Source organism: Shewanella sp. SM55, assembly GCF_025654025.1.
Lineage (GTDB): Bacteria > Pseudomonadota > Gammaproteobacteria > Enterobacterales > Shewanellaceae > Shewanella > Shewanella oncorhynchi.
Genome location: NZ_JAKKRS010000005.1, coordinates 111,376 through 127,611, shown reverse-complemented (window position 1 = coordinate 127,611; position 16,236 = coordinate 111,376). Strand labels below are relative to the sequence as shown.

13 protein-coding genes are annotated in these 16,236 nt (G+C 42.9%); 7 read left to right on the top strand and 6 right to left on the bottom strand.

The annotated features are described in order from the left end of the window. The first annotated feature begins 34 nt into the window (after positions 1–34). A complete protein-coding gene (locus L5L91_RS08900) occupies positions 35–577 on the top strand; it encodes a DUF2058 domain-containing protein (RefSeq protein ID WP_006086757.1) in 543 nt (180 codons plus the stop codon). Positions 578–798: 221 nt separating this feature from the next. Next, positions 799–2,556 (top strand): acyl-CoA dehydrogenase family protein, encoded by a 1,758-nt coding sequence (locus L5L91_RS08895; protein ID WP_263236143.1) that lies wholly within the window; start codon positions 799–801, stop codon positions 2,554–2,556. Between the two features lie 101 nt (positions 2,557–2,657). Here L5L91_RS08895 and dacB read toward each other — a convergent pair whose 3' ends face one another. Further along, complete coding sequence (gene dacB / locus L5L91_RS08890; protein ID WP_173496888.1) at positions 2,658–4,151, bottom strand: D-alanyl-D-alanine carboxypeptidase/D-alanyl-D-alanine-endopeptidase; 1,494 nt, start codon at positions 4,149–4,151, stop codon at positions 2,658–2,660. Between the two features lie 59 nt (positions 4,152–4,210). Continuing rightward, positions 4,211–4,387, bottom strand: coding sequence for a hypothetical protein (locus L5L91_RS08885; RefSeq protein WP_006081710.1), 177 nt, complete (start codon positions 4,385–4,387; stop codon positions 4,211–4,213). Positions 4,388–4,816: 429 nt separating this feature from the next. Here L5L91_RS08885 and L5L91_RS08880 point away from each other — a divergent pair, with 429 nt between their 5' ends. Next, positions 4,817–5,149: a DUF1904 domain-containing protein gene (locus tag L5L91_RS08880; RefSeq protein ID WP_028759882.1), complete on the top strand. Its 333-nt coding sequence runs from the start codon at positions 4,817–4,819 to the stop codon at positions 5,147–5,149. Between the two features lie 11 nt (positions 5,150–5,160). After that, entirely contained in the window at positions 5,161–6,474 is a 1,314-nt protein-coding gene (gene pssA, locus L5L91_RS08875) for a CDP-diacylglycerol--serine O-phosphatidyltransferase (protein ID WP_219234133.1), read from the top strand. A 153-nt stretch (positions 6,475–6,627) separates the two neighbouring features. Here pssA and emrD read toward each other — a convergent pair whose 3' ends face one another. Further along, entirely contained in the window at positions 6,628–7,860 is a 1,233-nt protein-coding gene (gene emrD / locus L5L91_RS08870) for a multidrug efflux MFS transporter EmrD (RefSeq protein ID WP_028759884.1), read from the bottom strand. 407 nt (positions 7,861–8,267) lie between these two features. Beyond that, entirely contained in the window at positions 8,268–9,452 is a 1,185-nt protein-coding gene (ampC, locus tag L5L91_RS08865; RefSeq protein ID WP_028759885.1) for a class C beta-lactamase, read from the bottom strand. Between the two features lie 397 nt (positions 9,453–9,849). Between ampC and L5L91_RS08860 the strand changes: the two genes are divergently transcribed. Then, positions 9,850–10,614 carry a tRNA-uridine aminocarboxypropyltransferase gene (locus L5L91_RS08860; RefSeq protein WP_131524052.1) on the top strand — a complete coding sequence of 255 codons (765 nt, stop codon included), beginning with the start codon at positions 9,850–9,852 and terminating at the stop codon, positions 10,612–10,614. Between the two features lie 147 nt (positions 10,615–10,761). Here the strand turns inward: L5L91_RS08860 and L5L91_RS08855 are convergent, their stop codons facing one another. Together L5L91_RS08855 and L5L91_RS08850 are read right to left on the bottom strand one after the other, a co-directional pair. After that, positions 10,762–12,819: a PhoX family protein gene (locus L5L91_RS08855; protein ID WP_263236140.1), complete on the bottom strand. Its 2,058-nt coding sequence runs from the start codon at positions 12,817–12,819 to the stop codon at positions 10,762–10,764. Between the two features lie 430 nt (positions 12,820–13,249). Beyond that, on the bottom strand, positions 13,250–14,365 hold the full coding sequence (locus L5L91_RS08850) for a tyrosine-type recombinase/integrase (protein ID WP_263177182.1): 1,116 nt from the start codon (positions 14,363–14,365) through the stop codon (positions 13,250–13,252). A 589-nt stretch (positions 14,366–14,954) separates the two neighbouring features. On the opposite strand from L5L91_RS08850, the gene L5L91_RS08845 reads away from it, so the two are divergent. Together L5L91_RS08845 and L5L91_RS08840 are read left to right on the top strand one after the other, a co-directional pair. Next, positions 14,955–15,482, top strand: coding sequence for a hypothetical protein (locus L5L91_RS08845; protein WP_263236139.1), 528 nt, complete (start codon positions 14,955–14,957; stop codon positions 15,480–15,482). A 168-nt stretch (positions 15,483–15,650) separates the two neighbouring features. After that, positions 15,651–15,989 (top strand): hypothetical protein, encoded by a 339-nt coding sequence (locus tag L5L91_RS08840; RefSeq protein ID WP_105252539.1) that lies wholly within the window; start codon positions 15,651–15,653, stop codon positions 15,987–15,989. Positions 15,990–16,236: the final 247 nt, after the last annotated feature.

Sequence of the window (16,236 nt, the reverse complement as noted above, 5' to 3'; positions counted from 1 at the left end):
TTTGATTTTATAGAAATTAAGTAGGTAATGATCCATGGCTAATGCATTACAAGAGCAGCTACTCAAAGCAGGGCTTGCCAGTAAACAAAAGGTTCGCGACGTTAAGACTCAAAAACGCCGTGACAAAAAATCACGAGTTGATGATGGCTCAAGTGCTTTTAAGCAAGAAGTGGCCGAGCAAAAACGGTTGCAGGCGCAAAAAGATAAAGTGCTAAATGAGCAACGTTTTGCTGAGGCATCTGAGCGTGGACAGGTGCGCGGTTTAATCACAGAGTTCACTAAGTCTGCGATTAAGATCCCAGCTTATGCTGAAGTGAAATTTAACTATACTCTTGATAATAAAATTTATTCTTTATACATAGATGAAAAACTGCAGGCAGAATTGCTTAAAGGGCAGTTAGGCATAGTGCGTTACGAAGATAAGAGTTACTTAGTACCACATAAGTTAGCCGAGCGAGTTAAACTGCTGGTGCCGCAGTGGTGTGGTTATCTGTGGCAACAGGATGAATCTAAAGCTGTGGTCGTTGAAGATGATCCCTATGCGGATTATGCGATCCCGGATGATTTAATGTGGTAATTGCCCTAAACCTGTGAGCTAACGCTGCGACAATCCTGTGGTAAAGCTTATAAAATAGAGACCCTTAAGTTCAAGCTTAAGGGTTTTTTTATGGGTTGGATTTATACTTGGCTCACTTACCTTCATATTATTCGCGGCTGTATTTGTAATGAGATTGTTTTCTACAGTGAACTGGTATAAATTAAAACAACTGTTTTAATTCTACGTTTAAGAGTCTACCAATGAATCCTTACCAAGCCCCGTTGACGGATATGCGTTTCCTACTGGAACAGGTATTTGATGCCCCAAACACTTGGGCACAATTGCCTGAGATTGCTGAAATGGTCGATATCGACACGGCCAATGCTATTTTGGAAGAAGCAGCCAAGATCAGCTGTGAGTTGATCCATCCGCTGAACCGGACGGGCGATGAGCAGGGCGTGTTGCATCAAGACAATCAAGTGATTACCCCTGATGGCTACAAAGCCGTTTATGAGCAGTATTCCAAGGGCGGTTGGATTGGTTTGTGTGGCGATCCTGAATTTGGTGGCATGGGGATGCCGAAGATGCTGGGGATCTTAGTCGACGAAATGGCTTACAGTGCTTGTAATGCGTTTACGCTTTATGGCTCGTTAACCGCGGGGGCGGCTTTATGTATCAATGCCCACGGCAGCGAAGAATTGAAACAGGCTTATTTGCCTAAGTTATATTCCGGCGAATGGGCGGGTGCTATGGATATGACGGAGCCGCAAGCGGGTTCTGATCTGCGTAACATTCGCACTCGAGCTTTGCCGCAGGATGATGGTAGTTATGCCATCACGGGCAGCAAGATTTTTATTACAGGTGGCGATCATGATTTAACTGAAAATGTTATCCACTTAGTGCTTGCTAAGCTGCCGGATAGTAAAGGGATTTCACTCTTCCTGGTACCTAAGATATCGGTGAATGCCGATGGCAGCTTAGCCAATGCCAATGGTGTATCAGTGGGGTCTATCGAGCATAAGATGGGCCTTAAAGGTTCTGCGACCTGTGTGATGAACTTTGATAATGCCCAAGGTTTCTTGATTGGTGAGCCTAATCGTGGCCTAGTGTGCATGTTCACTATGATGAACTATGAGCGTTTAGCGATTGGTATTCAAGGACTTGGCAGTGCGCAGGCGGCGTACCAGATGGCGGCCAATTACGCTAAAGAGCGTAATCAAGGCATCGCCGCTGGCGGCTCACCGACGGGCAGTGATTCTGATCCCATTATTGTCCACGGCGATGTGCGCCGTATGCTGTTGACCATTCGTGCGATGACAGAAGCGGGACGTGCTTTGTCTGTATTTACAGGACAACAGCTGGATTTAGCAAAATATGCCCAAGATGAGGTTAAGGCCAAAGCGGCGCGTTATGTGGGTTTATTAACGCCAGTTGCGAAAGCATTTTTAACCGATCGGGGTCTAGATGCGACTATCATGGCGCAACAAGTCTTTGGTGGACATGGTTATATTCGTGAAACAGGTATTGAGCAATTAGTTCGTGATACTCGTATCGCTCAGATTTATGAAGGCACCAATGGCATTCAAGCCATCGATTTCCTCGGTCGTAAAGTCACTGGCGATAACTTAGCCGCATTAAACGAATTTGTGGCAGACTTGAAGGCACAAATGCGGGCATTCACCCATGTTGATGCGGTAAAAGTGGCTGCCGTGTGTGCACGTTTAGATGCCTTGGTCATCGTTGCCGAGTCAGTTAATGATTGCAAAGTGGCTCAGCCTGCACTTATTAATGCGTGTGCGGTCGACTTTTTAGATGCCTTTGGTTACACCCTGTATGGTTTCTACTGGTTGGCTATGGTCGATAAGGTCGCGGATCATGAAGATAAAGCTTTCGCCGAGCAGAAAGTCTATTTAGCTAAGTTCTATTTTGATAAGTTATTGTCAAAAGCGGACTACCATATCGCCCAAGTCAGAGCTGGTGATGCGACGACTATGGCGATGCCTGCGGAGTTGTTTTAACAAGGCTTTGATATATTCGTTTAGATAAAAACTGAAAAAGCACTGATGACTCAGTGCTTTTTTGTGCAAGTTTTTTACTCTGTAGTGATTAATTAATGACTCTAGTGAGCCGCAGTATTCACAGTTGCAGTGGTTGATGACGGTTGTAGCACTGAAATCAATTGTTTAAGAAACTCGGCATTGAATGAGGGGTTATGCTGATTTTTCAATTCAGGACTCATGCCATTCTCAAGGATTACAAACAAGGTATCGTTATGCTGGGGCAAACGGATAAAGCCCGCTAAGTTAGACACGCCTTGCATCGAGCCTGTTTTAGCAAAAATTTGCTGTTTAAGCGGCGGCTTGTTGTAGCCCATGCGATATCTTAAGGTGCCGCTGATCCCCGCCTGTGGCAGACTCGTGATTAACGGACTAAAGCGGCTATCTTGGTGGATTAGCGCCAACACCGCGGCTAACTGCTTGGCATTGAGCAAGTTATAGCGTGACAATCCTGAACCATCCACAATATTGGCGTTACTCAAATCTATGCCTAAATTCGTTAAAATTCGCTGCATGGCAGCGGCACCATTGGTAAAGCTGCCTTGGGTCTTAAAATAACTTTTACCAAGTTGCTTAAAAAGGCTATCGGCAATCAAATTATCTGACTTGAGCAGCATAGTCTCGAGCAGCTCAGGTAAGGGCGCCGAGCTATGGCTGGCAATTAGTTTTGCCTTTTGGGGTAAGCTAGTGCCGAGTTGTACTTTACCCGCAAGAGACATCTCGCCTTTAAGTAGGGAGGTGAGGTTATCTTGGGCAAATTTGAACGGATCGCTGACCGCAATCGCCAGTGGTATCGCCTCACCGCCAGGGTAACAGCCGCGTAAATGGTAGTTATTTTGACCTAATCTGACCATATCAAGTTGGCAAAATTCGCGGCTCGCCTTTTGATCAAACACCGCATCGCTGCTGATTTTAACTCCATAACTCCCCGCACGCAGACTTACCTGTGAAGGTTTGCTGGTAGAGCTGGGGCTAAACTGACCATAGACACAGTTTTGATTGATAATATAACTCGATACAGGCGCAGCAAAACAAATACCTAAGTCATCCCATACCCAACCGGGAGCTTGCATTTGCTCTTGTTTATCGCCGAGCAAATACAGATGTCCATCAATGCGATTAATGCCTTGTTTTACGAGATTGACAAAAATGGCCTTGAGATCGGCTTGAGTCAGCGTGGGATCGCCACTAAAACGCAGATAAGCACTGCCTGCGATATGGCCCTTGCGTATCGGTGCATCTGTCCATAATTGTGTGACATAACGAAAATCAGGCCCAAGCTGAGCCATAGCACTGACTGCCGTGAGCAGCTTTTGGGTACTGGCTGGAATAAACAAGGTCTCAGCTTGTTGGCTATAGATCACTTGATTGTTCGACATATTCATTGCCAGTAAGGCGATTTGTGAATGTCGAGGGCTGATCTTACTGATTGCTTGGCTAAGCGAAGTGGTTTGAGCACTTATCGGCCTAGAATCATGTTGCTCTGCATAGGCCATATTATGACTTGCGGCTAGGAGCAGGCCGGCATATAGAGTGGTTTTCAGTAACGTTTCCATGTTAGCTATTGGCCATTTTTATCAAAACATCATTAAGATTAGGTTGGTATTGTGTGCGGTTAATCCTCACTGCTGCCGTCATCCTTTTCCATCAAGCGATATAAACGTAGGGTAACAAACAATACTAGCCCAATAAACAACGGCAGGATGAGTAACCCTAACTGGGTTTTAAAATGGAAAATACCCCAAGCAAACAGCAATGTCAGTGCTAACGTCAGCAGAATTTTTTTGTTCATAGTCTTAATCTTGTATCGTGTGGTCTAATCGCAGATAGGCGGTTTAGTTTACGCTAAATCACTGGATTCGGGGTGAATGAAATGGGTTTGAAGATTATTTTGTGATTTGGCAGACATTTTGGGTGCAGTTTAGTGAAATTTGGACTGATTTGTAGCGTTAAGAATCACCCTATTTAGGGGCGAAATATTGTGTGGACGGGCAAATAATGCCGAGAATACTCGCCGTAAAATGCGATTTCAAGCAAGGATAAATGAAGAAGATTTTTAGGTAAATCGGTGCACTGAAGTGGAATAAAATCGCGTGAGGTCAAATTACCAGCAAAACCGTTAGGTTTAACAAGACTTTTGGGAGAAAAGTCTTGCCGAGACGAGGTGAAGTCGGTAATTTCTACCCCTTACGATTTTAGGTTCTTAGGTAACAACTAAACCATGCCACATATTAGTATGCGCGGCTTACCACAAGCGGTCGTTGCAGCGTTCAGCCAAACATTACTGCAGTCATTGGCGGATATATGTAAAGGTAATGCAGAGAGTTTCACATTAGATTGGATCCCAAGCATCAGTTTTCGAAATGGAAAAATTGATCAACGCTTTGTCCAAGTTGAGTTACTCTGGTTCCCTAAGGACCCTGATATACATCTTAAAGTAGAACAAACGATCAGGTTGGCAGTGACAGAGGCCTATCCAGAGTTAACACATATTGCTGTGATGTTTTTATCACTGAACCCTAGTGCTTCCTATCGGGGTGGTCAGCATGTTTAAAGGAGGATGCCTTGCTAGATAAGCTTGGTGGAATAGCCGTTCAACCCGAGGCTTTAACGTGGTTGCTCACGCCATGCCGTTTCAAGGCAGAATTACTCGCTCGTATTGCGAGCGCCAAGCACAGTATTTATATTGCGGCGCTGTATTTAGAAGATGACGAAGCGGGTCGTGAGATATTACAAGCCCTCATGGATGCCAAAGCAGCAAATCCAACGCTTGATATCAAAGTGTTAGTCGATTTTCACCGTGCAAGACGTGGGCTGATTGGCCATAAAGGTGATAGCGGTAACTATTTGATGTACCGCAAAGTTATGGCTGAAGCCGAACATCCCATTGATATCTTAGGTGTACCCGTCAAATCCCGTGAATTTATGGGTGTGTTGCACCTTAAGGGATTTATTATCGATGATGCCGTGATTTATAGCGGTGCCAGTCTCAATAATATCTATTTGCAACAACACGATAAGTACCGTTTCGATCGTTATCACTTGATTGAGTCTGCCGAATTAGCGCGCAGTATGCGCGCGATGATCCAGAAAAATATCATTTCTGATCCAGCTGTGTGTTCATTAACGCAAGATGCTGAGCAAGAAGTGCTACCACCAAAGACGGATATGCGTAGCTTTAAGCTGAGACTGTCTGATGCTGAGTATCAGTTTAAGGAGACCCGTGATGGCAATCGCATCACGCCGTTACTTGGGCTAGGACGCAAGAAAAACTTGCTCAATAAAGTGGTCGTCGCCTTGGTGGAAGAGTCAAAAGACTCGCTGTTTATTTGCACGCCCTATTTCAATCCGCCGTACATTTTAGTGCGCGCTTTAGCGAAGCATTTACGCAATGGCAAACGTATCGATATCGTTGTGGGCGACAAGACGGCTAACGATTTTTATATTCCGCCTGAGCAGGATTTCTCGACCATAGGTGCCTTGCCCTATATGTATGAGCAATCATTGCGTAAGTTCGCTAAACGCCAACAGTGGGCGATTGATAATGGTCAGTTAAATATCCATCTGTGGAAACACGGCATTAACAGTTATCACCTCAAAGGCATCAGTGCCGACGGTAATAAGCATTTGATCACAGGTTCTAATCTGAATCCAAGAGCTTGGGCGCTGGATCTTGAGAATGGTTTGTTGATCCAAGATGAAATTGGCTGCTGGAAAGCCCAGTTTGAAGCCGAGCAGGCACATATTCTGGAACACACACAGCGGTTATATCACTACAGCCAAGTCGACACCTTACAGAGCTATCCTGCGCCAGTGAAGAAGATCATGACTAGAATTCGTCGCCTTAAAGCTGATTTTTTACTGCGTCGCATTCTGTAACGATTAAAGCTATCGAAGCTATAAATTAATCGGTATTTTTGATTTATTACAGTGTCTTATCGATTTTAAAAGCCCACAACAATGTGGGCTTTTTATTGACTGATGGTAATAGATTTGGCTTAAACCAAGAATTGTCGCTTCAAATCATATCCATTAAATCTGTGGCATTAAATTCTGGTGAGTATCATTTTGATCTTTGGCGTAATACAGAGACAGGATCACTAAAACCACCATTACAGCACTCAATAAACCTATGCTTAACTGGCCGCCCATAGGCACTAAAGACATAGTTAATGCGGCAAGTCCGGCACCAAAATTTTGTAATCCCCCCAGTAATGCGCCCGCAATCCCCGCCTGACGTGGAAATGGCTCTAACGCAGCAGATGTTAGGGTAGGGAACAGCATGCCTGCACCACTGAAAAATAAAATCGATCCAATAAGTAAACTCCAGCCAACCACTAAATTAAAAAGACCTGGGATCAACATAAATAATGCGCCAGCACCGAGTAACGCAACACCTTGGTAAACAACCCTTTGTGGCTTATTCTGTCGGCCCGCGATGAGTGCCCCCAGTAAGTAGCCAGGAATTGGCGCAACAAAATAACAACTGACCATAAAAGGTGTCAGTCCGAGATATTGGCCATAGAGTACACCAGCAATTGCTTCAAACGCCGCAATACCGGCAAAGGTGGCGATCAATGAAAATAAATAAGCGCGAAACGCTCTATGGCGCAGGACATGCTTATAGGATTTGAAAACGGCTTGATGTTCCCGTTGCGCCTTAGGTAAAGACTCTTTAAAGAGGAATATTAACAACAGCCAGACCATGACACCGAATACCGCTAATACCCAGTATACGGCTTGCCAGCCAAAATAGGCCGCAGTGGCGCTGCCGATAAATGGTGCAAGCAAAGGTAAAAACACTACAGCCATAGAGACATAGCTATTAAATTTTACCAGTCGGTCGCCAAAGTAATGATCGCGGGGAATGCTACGGCACAATGCGCCTGCGCTGGCTGTGCCTAATCCTTGGATAAGGCTTGCCATAATTAGTTGGTTAAAGCTTGTGGCCTTCGCCGCGAATACAGCGCCTAGAACGAAAATTGCGATACCCACGATGAGTGGCATTTTGCGGCCAACGCGATCTGACACTGGGCCATACACAAATTGAAACATCCCGTAGGAGAGTAAGTAACAGGCCATCACGGCTTGTAGTTGGCTGGCGTCCACATGGAGCCCGAGTGCGATTTGCGGAAGGGCTGGAACAAAAATCGTCTGCGCCATTTGGCCACAGGCGACCATAAAGACAATCATTAACAGTAGGCTAGACTGACTCGCCGCGGGAGCGACATCGTGATGAATAGGAGAATGTGGCGTGCCTGACATGATATTTCCGAAAAAGGTCACTTAAGGTATTTGCGCGCATCTTACTCCCTAAAAGCGTAACTTCAAGTGTCAATCATATTGATTTAACGAAATAATTTTTAATGCGATGCATAAGTTTTTATCCTGATTTTAAGCTGTAAAGCTAAACTTACGATAGGTTGTTTGTCTGTTAACTAGGTCGATGAGTTGCAAATGAATTAATACTCAGATTAACCCTTCACTGCCTATTTTCTTACATGGGAGTTTGCTTAAAAATATTGGCTATTAAGAGATTGGAGGTAAGTAAGTGGATAAGGTGCTTAATACAAGCCACCCTAAAAAAATCACGCTAAAAGGAACAAATAAGAAAGGAGATTGCGAATCGGCCTATCTCCTTATCTCCTTTAATAGTCGCGACTAGCAAGATGCTATTTTTGTAATTTCTCTATGCCCGTTAAAATCTGATACCCCACAGTCACCCGAGGCGGTACGGGATAATTTTTATTGCTTAACAATACTATGCCAAGCTTTTGCGCGGGAATAAATGCTGCATAAGCGGCAAAACCGCCAGTAGAACCTGTTTTATTGATCCACACATTTTGCTGCGGCGCGAGGGGCGGCACTATGGGTTTAACGGGTGTACTGCCAAACACGACTTCCTGAGTATGGCCCATAAGTATTTTATCAAGATCAATAGGATATGAGTAATGCTCCCAAATCATATCTTGGGTCATCATGCCCACATCAAAGTATCCCGTGTGGGTCTCATCGAGTGCCGTTTGCAGTGGTTTGGCAAGCGGGTGCATTTGCATATTGGCCTCAACAAATTGCAGTAAATCCTTGGCAGAGGTTTTAACGCCATAGGCTTCATCGGCTAATACACCGGGATTGACTCGCACTGGCATGTCTTGCTTATCATAGCCTTGGGCATAATCGGCCATTTTGTTGCTAGGAACCTTGAGATAGCTGTTTGTCATACCCAATTGTGGAAATAGTGTTTGCTCAAGTACTTGTGGAAACGTTTGCCCTAAACTCTGCGCGGCAATCATGCCAAGCAGCCCAATACTCGGATTGGCGTAATTCCTATGGGTCCCCGCGGCAAATGATGGTTGCCAATGCTTAAGGTAATCCATTAACTCTGCGTTATTAGTGACCTTATCAGGAACTTGCATCGGCAAATCACCCGCTGTGTGGGTGGCTAAATTGATGAGACTAATCTTATCAAAATGGCTGCCTTTTAATGCTGGAACATAATCACTGGCCATATCCGTGAGTGTTAATTTACCTTCGCCCTGTGCATAGTTAGCCAGTGTTGCGGTAAAGGTTTTACTGATAGAGCCAATCTCGAACAGGGTATCTTCAGTCACACTTTGCCCAGAGGTTTTAGAACTGACGCCATATTGGTAAAAATACTGTTTACCTTCTATGGTGATGCCAATTACTGCACCGGGAATAGCATACTCGGCCATCAGTGGTTTAACTGCGGAATCTACAATTGATTGGATGTCTTTGGTATTAAGCGTTTGGGCCGTAGTGACATTAGAAAATAGCGTAGCAGTGAGCAGTACGCCGCTTAATAACGGTATAGAAGCGATCGGGGCTTTTGGGTGCATAATTGACCTTTCATTGAGACTGTATTTGTAGAGTAGATTTTCGCATGATATTAGGGCAATTCCACACTAAGTTAAGTCATTACTGATATTTAGTTTCAATACTCCCCCAATAAGTAATTTAAACGTTAATTTGGTCGGTTTAGTGTTGCATACTAAGTGGCAACACAGATTAATACATTACAGATGTTTTAAGAGATGGTTGCTCTGTGCTCTTAAATTATCTCGCTGACGTTAGGCTGCAGATGAAACCACAACCACTGACACCGGCCTTTTATCACGATAATGTATTACGCGATTGCACCATTGATGGCCAAGGGATAAACTGCGCCACCGCGATAAAAAAGTGCTAACTGATGTGGTCGCGATCCTTAATAAGTTTGATAGAGAATTGGTTTTTATGGCTTTAGCCCCCCATGCAGTACACCATTTATATCAGTACCGTAAGTCTATTTCGACTAAACCCTTTGGTGCCCGCGGTAAAAAACTGATCCGCTGTCCATTATGCCTCTTAGGTGAGCAGTTCTGTACCTGTGCGCTACGCCGTCAGTTAGATACTCACGCCAGTTTCCTGCTGATTATGTATAACGATGAGGTGTTAAAGCCGACTAATAGTGGACGACTCATAGCAGACCTTATTCCTGATACCCACGCCTATATTTGGTCACGTACAGAACCTGAAGCTGAGTTGCTTGCTTTGCTGAATTCGCCGCAATATCAACCCTATTTAGTGTTTCCTGCCCAATATGCAGAGCAAGGGCAAACCGTACTGAACCAAGTGCCGATGTCGACATTGGCCGAAGGTAAACGGCCGCTGCTAATCATGCTCGATGGCAGTTGGCGTGAAGCGATTAAAATGTTCCGTAAGAGTCCTTACTTACACTCACTGCCGTTGCTTTCCTTCGATCCCGACACGCTCGCGACCTATGCATTGCGTAAAGGTAGTCATGATTTTCAACTTGGCACCGCCGAGGTGGCATCATTGGCTTTAGGAGCGATTGGCGAAGCGGCTAATGGCAAAGCCTTAAGTACTTGGTTTGATTTGTTTGTTGAATCTTCCTTACTTGGCCGCAATCGCCGTTGCCGTGAGGACCTTCTGCCAATTACAGATTTTACCGATGCTTTTGAACTGGCCTTTGAACAAGCAAGTCGTAGTAAGAGTTAATAGATGTTGGATTTAATCTATTATGAAAAAGGCTAGTTAACTATCTTCTTAAATAACAAATCCCCTACAGTGAGGGAATTTGTTATGTGTAGCAATTAACTTATAGGAACTTCATATTAAGAAGATACCTTGCACAAGCATAATTGTTTATACCGCGACTTCTTTACCATCTAACTTACGGATAACGACCGTAGCGGCGCGAGGGCGTAATGTCGTGCCCGCAGGCGTTTTTTCAGCGGCATTGGACGAATAAGGCCAATTACCGGGATGCTGAATGTTAGCAAAAACAGAAGTATAATCAGGGCTAATAGCAAAACCCGTAACCTCACAGTCGTTTGGTCCAACGAAGAAACGCTTTAATTCCATTTGGTTATCAGCCGTTACACCTAGCTGTTTCTCTTGGCCATCAACAAGCGTTGAAGGCACTATTGCTAGCATCTGATCGTTGGTTTCTTCTGCGACCTCCTTGGCTCCATTGTCTGTTTGAACCCACAAAATACCGCGTTGATCGAAGGCCAAACCGTCTGGGCTGGCAAATTGGTTAAGATCGGTTAAGCCTGATAAGTTTGTTTCTGCGTTACCATCACTTGGTGATCCGAATACGAAGATATCCCATGTAAATTCAATATCTTTGTCACTTTCATCCCAACGAATAATATGGCCAAAGTGGTTTTTCAATCTTGGGTTCGCTGGATTGGTTTCAGTTCGTTTTGAGTTGTTGGTCAGGGTCAAATAAATTGAACCTGTGAAAGGATCGACAGCACACCATTCAGGGCGATCCATCGGTGTTGCACCAACAAGATCCGCTGCGCCTGCTGTGTTCAAAATAATCTCGGCTAAGCTAGCGAAAGTATTGCCTAGGGTTTTTCCGTCCGTAGTCTGGCTATCTAAGGTTAAAGGCAACCAAACACCACCACCATTTGCATTAAACTTAGCTGCATATAAAGTACCTTCATTCATATACTTATCGCCAGTTTGTATGCGATTGCTGCTGTCAGCATCTTTTGCATCCCATGCCGCGGCCGAGACAAATTTATAGAGGTATTCGAATTGTGAATCGTGGCCAGAATAGAACACTACTGGCTTACCTTCAGTTAATTTGCCAAAGGTACATCCTTCATGGCGGAAACGACCAAGCGCGGTACGCTTTACTGCGCGCGATGTTGGATTGAAAGGGTCAATTTCAACAATATAACCGTGACCATTCGCTTCATTACGATAGTCATCTTGAGCACTTGCACCTTTTGGCGTGACGTCAAAACGTGCGAATTCATCGAGACGTTCCTCATCATGACCTGCAAGATCATCCCAGCCATAACGTGTGCTGGTTTTGCTGATCCCAATGCGATTTTGCTCGGCAGTTAACGTACCACGGTTTGCGAAATAGCCTGGCCAGTTTTCTTCACAGGTTAAATAAGTGCCCCAAGGCGTGTAACCATTGCCGCAGTTATTTAATGTACCGCGAGCCTGACTACCGTCGGGAGAGTAGCGGGTTTCGAGTAGAGAAGAGTAGGCGAGAGGACCGCTAATATCCATTACAGTCGCACCGGTGAATCGGCGGTTATGGTTATCATTGCTAACCACTTCCCATTGATTATTAACCAGTTTTATACGTACAACCGATACGCCATGGGCGTTGATTTCTTTACGTACCTCATCGATAATTGTGCGCAAACCTGAAGTAGGATCAAAAGTTTGTCCTGCAGGATGTAATGCAACTTCATCAATATATTCATGGTTAATGCAAAGTAAACCGTCATTACCCGTATCATTTAATGGAAAGAAATGCATGCCATCGTGGTGCATACCGACTGAGTTCGCTTGGTCATCGGCAGTGTTACTACCATCGCTTTTCCATAGTGCCGCTTTTGCATTTAATGGCGTGCCCCATGGTGCAAGTACCTGCGCTGTATAGCCTTCTGGTACAACGACGGCATCTAAACGAGAACCTGCAACTGACGTAAAGTTTAGCTTGGCGGTACTTTTTGTTGGTGGCAAAGGTGTCACTGGATCAACAGGTTTTGTAACAGGGGCGTCATCTGATCCGCAAGCAGTTAAGCCTACACTGGCAAAAGCTGTCATAGCACTGAGGCCTAAACCACTTTTTACGAAGTTACGGCGAGATAAATGTTTATCCAACACTTGGTTAAATGGCTCGTTATTACTTTTATTATAAAGTGTAGGATCAAAGGTGGCCTTACTCATATATTACTCCGGCTAGTACGATGGATTAAATTTCGTGACTAAGGCTAAAGTATCAATATGACAATAAAGATGATTTTATATTACAATAATACTGCAGTGAGCAATAAACCCGATATGCTATAAAAATGTTAACCAGCAGTTTGCTATGGTCGCTATGGTCTAAGCTGCTGAGGTCAAAGTACCTCGATTAGGATTTTTATTCTGCTATGATGTCAAATCTTGTGTCACAGATAAAAATATATAATGTGAAGTTATTGCTTTAATTATTTTTAAATATAAAACTTGGAAATAATTTAAATATAAATTACTGAATATCATCTTTATTCATAAACATGACAGATTTATATTTAACATTAAAATTGCTATTTTATTTTAGGTAAAAGACTAACTGATTCTTACCGAGTCATGATCTAGTTTAGTCTTTTGGGTTTTAGTCTCTTGGTTTTAAATAATGGCGGAGTGATCGAGGATCGGTATGGCCAGTTCTGGCCATAATGTATAAATGATCTTTATCATTTTCATGGAGTTGAGTGACACAACCACTACGCAGACTGTGGGCACCATAAAACTTTGCAGGTAGGCCCGCTTTTGTGCAATATTTTTTAATGATGCGATAAATATCATCTCCCGTGAGAAAACCACTATTTTTATGTAAACTTGAATTAGCTTCAGAGTGATGTTCTACTATTTGATAAGGGCGTAAATATTTCCCATCACGGGAAAGCGATCTAAATAAATGTCCATCCTCAATATTGGCGAGTGATAACCAATTTTTTACCGCGTTGAGTGCTGCAAAAGGTTCATGATCTGGCAGGTCTTTCCATTCCCGTTGACCTTGCTGATTACTCTTCGAATAAGGTAGGCGCACTTTTAGCTTATTACGTAAAAAACTGACATATTGAACTTTTATATCTGCAAGTTCAGAACGGCGAAACCCACCTTGTAATCCTAACTGAATAATGGCTTTGTCTCTTGCTCGGGTTAATGGCTGCACTTGTTCATCGATAGCTTGAATGAGCATTTCCACTTCATCATACATAATCGGTTGTTGATCATAATCACTCACATGGCGAGATTGATTTCTACTCAAGCCACGCATCACTCTGATCACCAGAGGGTGCTCGGTAGGCGAGTGGAATCCTGCTTGAATATGATGGTAGCGAATCGCCGCGAGTCGAGTCGTTAATGTCTGTTTAGAAAGTTGTACTCCAGTACTCTCTTGGATCAATTCTTTTTGATGACCAATAAATGAAATTACGCTTCTTGGATCTGCGGGCAGGGCCTGCAGTTGGTGCTCCGCACAATAACGGCTAAATAGACTAAAGCTCGTATTATAAACACGGCGGGTGTTGGCTGAAATTTCATATTCAGTTTCTTCGGCAGCACTTAAATAATCACTTCGAACAGATTGTGGTAGGAAAGTCTCTTCAAAAAAACGTGGCTGTTCAGTACGGTTATTATTGTGATGATCTGATCTAGTCACTCTTTCATTCGATACATTGGTGTTATTTTGAGCATTACTATTTGTCCGGATCATTTTAGACATGCCGTTGAAGTCACCTGATATCGAATTAAGAAGGCGTAATTATACGCAAATCACGCCTACATCTACCAGTGATAATCGTCATTATCACTGGTAGAGTGCTTATTTGTTCAAATAAACTTCTGTTATCAGAATAGGGCGCATTAAATAGCATTTAGTTGGTTTTTTAGTTTAAAAAATAGCTAAGATAAAGCCGTTTGAACAATGGCGATTAATTATGCAGATATAGAATTGAAAGCAAAAATAGTATGTAATTCGTACTTCCTACATGCGGTGGTTTCTAACTTGGTTAGCCAAAGAATCACAATTTTAAAGAATGGTTTAACCATTTTATTGGCTTTCTTGAATGGAATGCCGCTAAACTAGACTTGCGTGTTGGGTGAAATTTAAGCTAATAACGACAACCGCTTATCGGGTTCTTAGCCTGTTATGAGTTGAGCTATTTCTGCCAAAGGCAAAATGAAGCACAAGGAATCGATATCAAACACAAAAAATGGTTGAACCATATATTAATACTTGTCGATTTGTACTAGCATGAGGACCGATTTATTTCATCTGCATTAGACACATGCTTAGCTAAAGAAACGTATTTATGGAACCGCAAGCCTGGATATATCAACAAGACAAACCAACAGCAGGGAGAAAATTATTATTGCTTGAGGAAGCAGAATTAATTTTTGCCTTACCCTTAATTTATCGCCTTATCAATCCTGAAGCTGTGGCATCTAAACCGGATTGGTTTTGTGACGCTGAGTTACAAACGGTTTCCTATACTAAGTTGGTAACACAACTAAATGAATTGGTCCGATTACGCAAAAAGGCACAGCGGATCGACAACGAGCTTACTAATGTAAACAAAATGCTCAATCAGTATTTTACTGATTTTGGCTGGCGTATGGTTCGTAAAGAATTATCTCAAATAAAAAAACGGCAAAAAAAGTCTCATATTGAGCTGAGTAGGGATATTATTTTGAGGTTAAAACGTTATATGGAAACTCAAAAGTTAGACAGTTTTGACCAAGCCTTTGATACCCTATTGTCAGAGCATAATGAAAATATTTCGCTTAATGTTTTACAACATACTGATGAGGATGTTGTAGGTGACATTATTGATGAATAGAACAAAATAACCGCGGATCTATGTTTTGAAGAATATGATTTTAAAGTTGTTCTATTGCCTAAAATGGATTATCTAATAAAGGTAAGTTAGCCGTGACTTATCTGTGCAGACACGTAAAATTACTGTTAAGATCTTATGTTTACGACTAGATAACGCGGGGCATTAGAGATGAGTTTAAGTATTGCAAACGATAGGAAAATTGCGGTTTTATGCCGAATTGAACCTGGCTGTCTCGGACCTGATGGCGTAGATCATATTGAGGCTTTTTGTGCTTTAGCCCAGAAAGCGATGCAACATTTTGACGTCGATGTCGGCACTTGGGTGTTGATCCCAAGATATGATAAAACCTTAGAAGAGATGCAATATAGTCTTGCAAATAAGCTGCTTTCGCGTGAGCAGGCAACTAAATATTTAGTCTCTATAGGGCGTGACATTGATGGTTTTGAAGAAAGATTTCAGGACAAACTGACGTCGCTGATCAATCTATATCTTGCTAGAAAACCTTAAATGCTCAATTTATCGGAGATGTATTTTTTGCTGAGATTCATCTGATGTCTTGTTTTTTCATAGAAGATATCGGATCGAATTTTTACAAATCGGTTTTATTTTCATATTTAATTGCTGACTAAAAAATTAAATTAATTATATATTAATCATCGTGTTGCAATGAAATCTGCACCTATAATTACGCTCCTGATAAGCAGTTAAGTTGGCTTGAAAACTCAGTTGTTGCTAATTAACTCCGTAAAGTACG

Coding starts and splice junctions, on each gene's coding strand:
- L5L91_RS08880 (WP_028759882.1), top strand. CDS start 4,817: ATGCCACATATTAGTATGCGCGGCTTACCACAAGCGGTCGTTGCAGCG.
- L5L91_RS08885 (WP_006081710.1), bottom strand. CDS start 4,387: ATGAACAAAAAAATTCTGCTGACGTTAGCACTGACATTGCTGTTTGCT.
- L5L91_RS08845 (WP_263236139.1), top strand. CDS start 14,955: ATGGAACCGCAAGCCTGGATATATCAACAAGACAAACCAACAGCAGGG.
- L5L91_RS08840 (WP_105252539.1), top strand. CDS start 15,651: ATGAGTTTAAGTATTGCAAACGATAGGAAAATTGCGGTTTTATGCCGA.
- L5L91_RS08850 (WP_263177182.1), bottom strand. CDS start 14,365: ATGTCTAAAATGATCCGGACAAATAGTAATGCTCAAAATAACACCAAT.
- emrD (WP_028759884.1), bottom strand. CDS start 7,860: ATGTCAGGCACGCCACATTCTCCTATTCATCACGATGTCGCTCCCGCG.
- dacB (WP_173496888.1), bottom strand. CDS start 4,151: ATGGAAACGTTACTGAAAACCACTCTATATGCCGGCCTGCTCCTAGCC.
- L5L91_RS08900 (WP_006086757.1), top strand. CDS start 35: ATGGCTAATGCATTACAAGAGCAGCTACTCAAAGCAGGGCTTGCCAGT.
- L5L91_RS08895 (WP_263236143.1), top strand. CDS start 799: ATGAATCCTTACCAAGCCCCGTTGACGGATATGCGTTTCCTACTGGAA.
- ampC (WP_028759885.1), bottom strand. CDS start 9,452: ATGCACCCAAAAGCCCCGATCGCTTCTATACCGTTATTAAGCGGCGTA.
- L5L91_RS08855 (WP_263236140.1), bottom strand. CDS start 12,819: ATGAGTAAGGCCACCTTTGATCCTACACTTTATAATAAAAGTAATAAC.
- L5L91_RS08860 (WP_131524052.1), top strand. CDS start 9,850: ATGGCTTTAGCCCCCCATGCAGTACACCATTTATATCAGTACCGTAAG.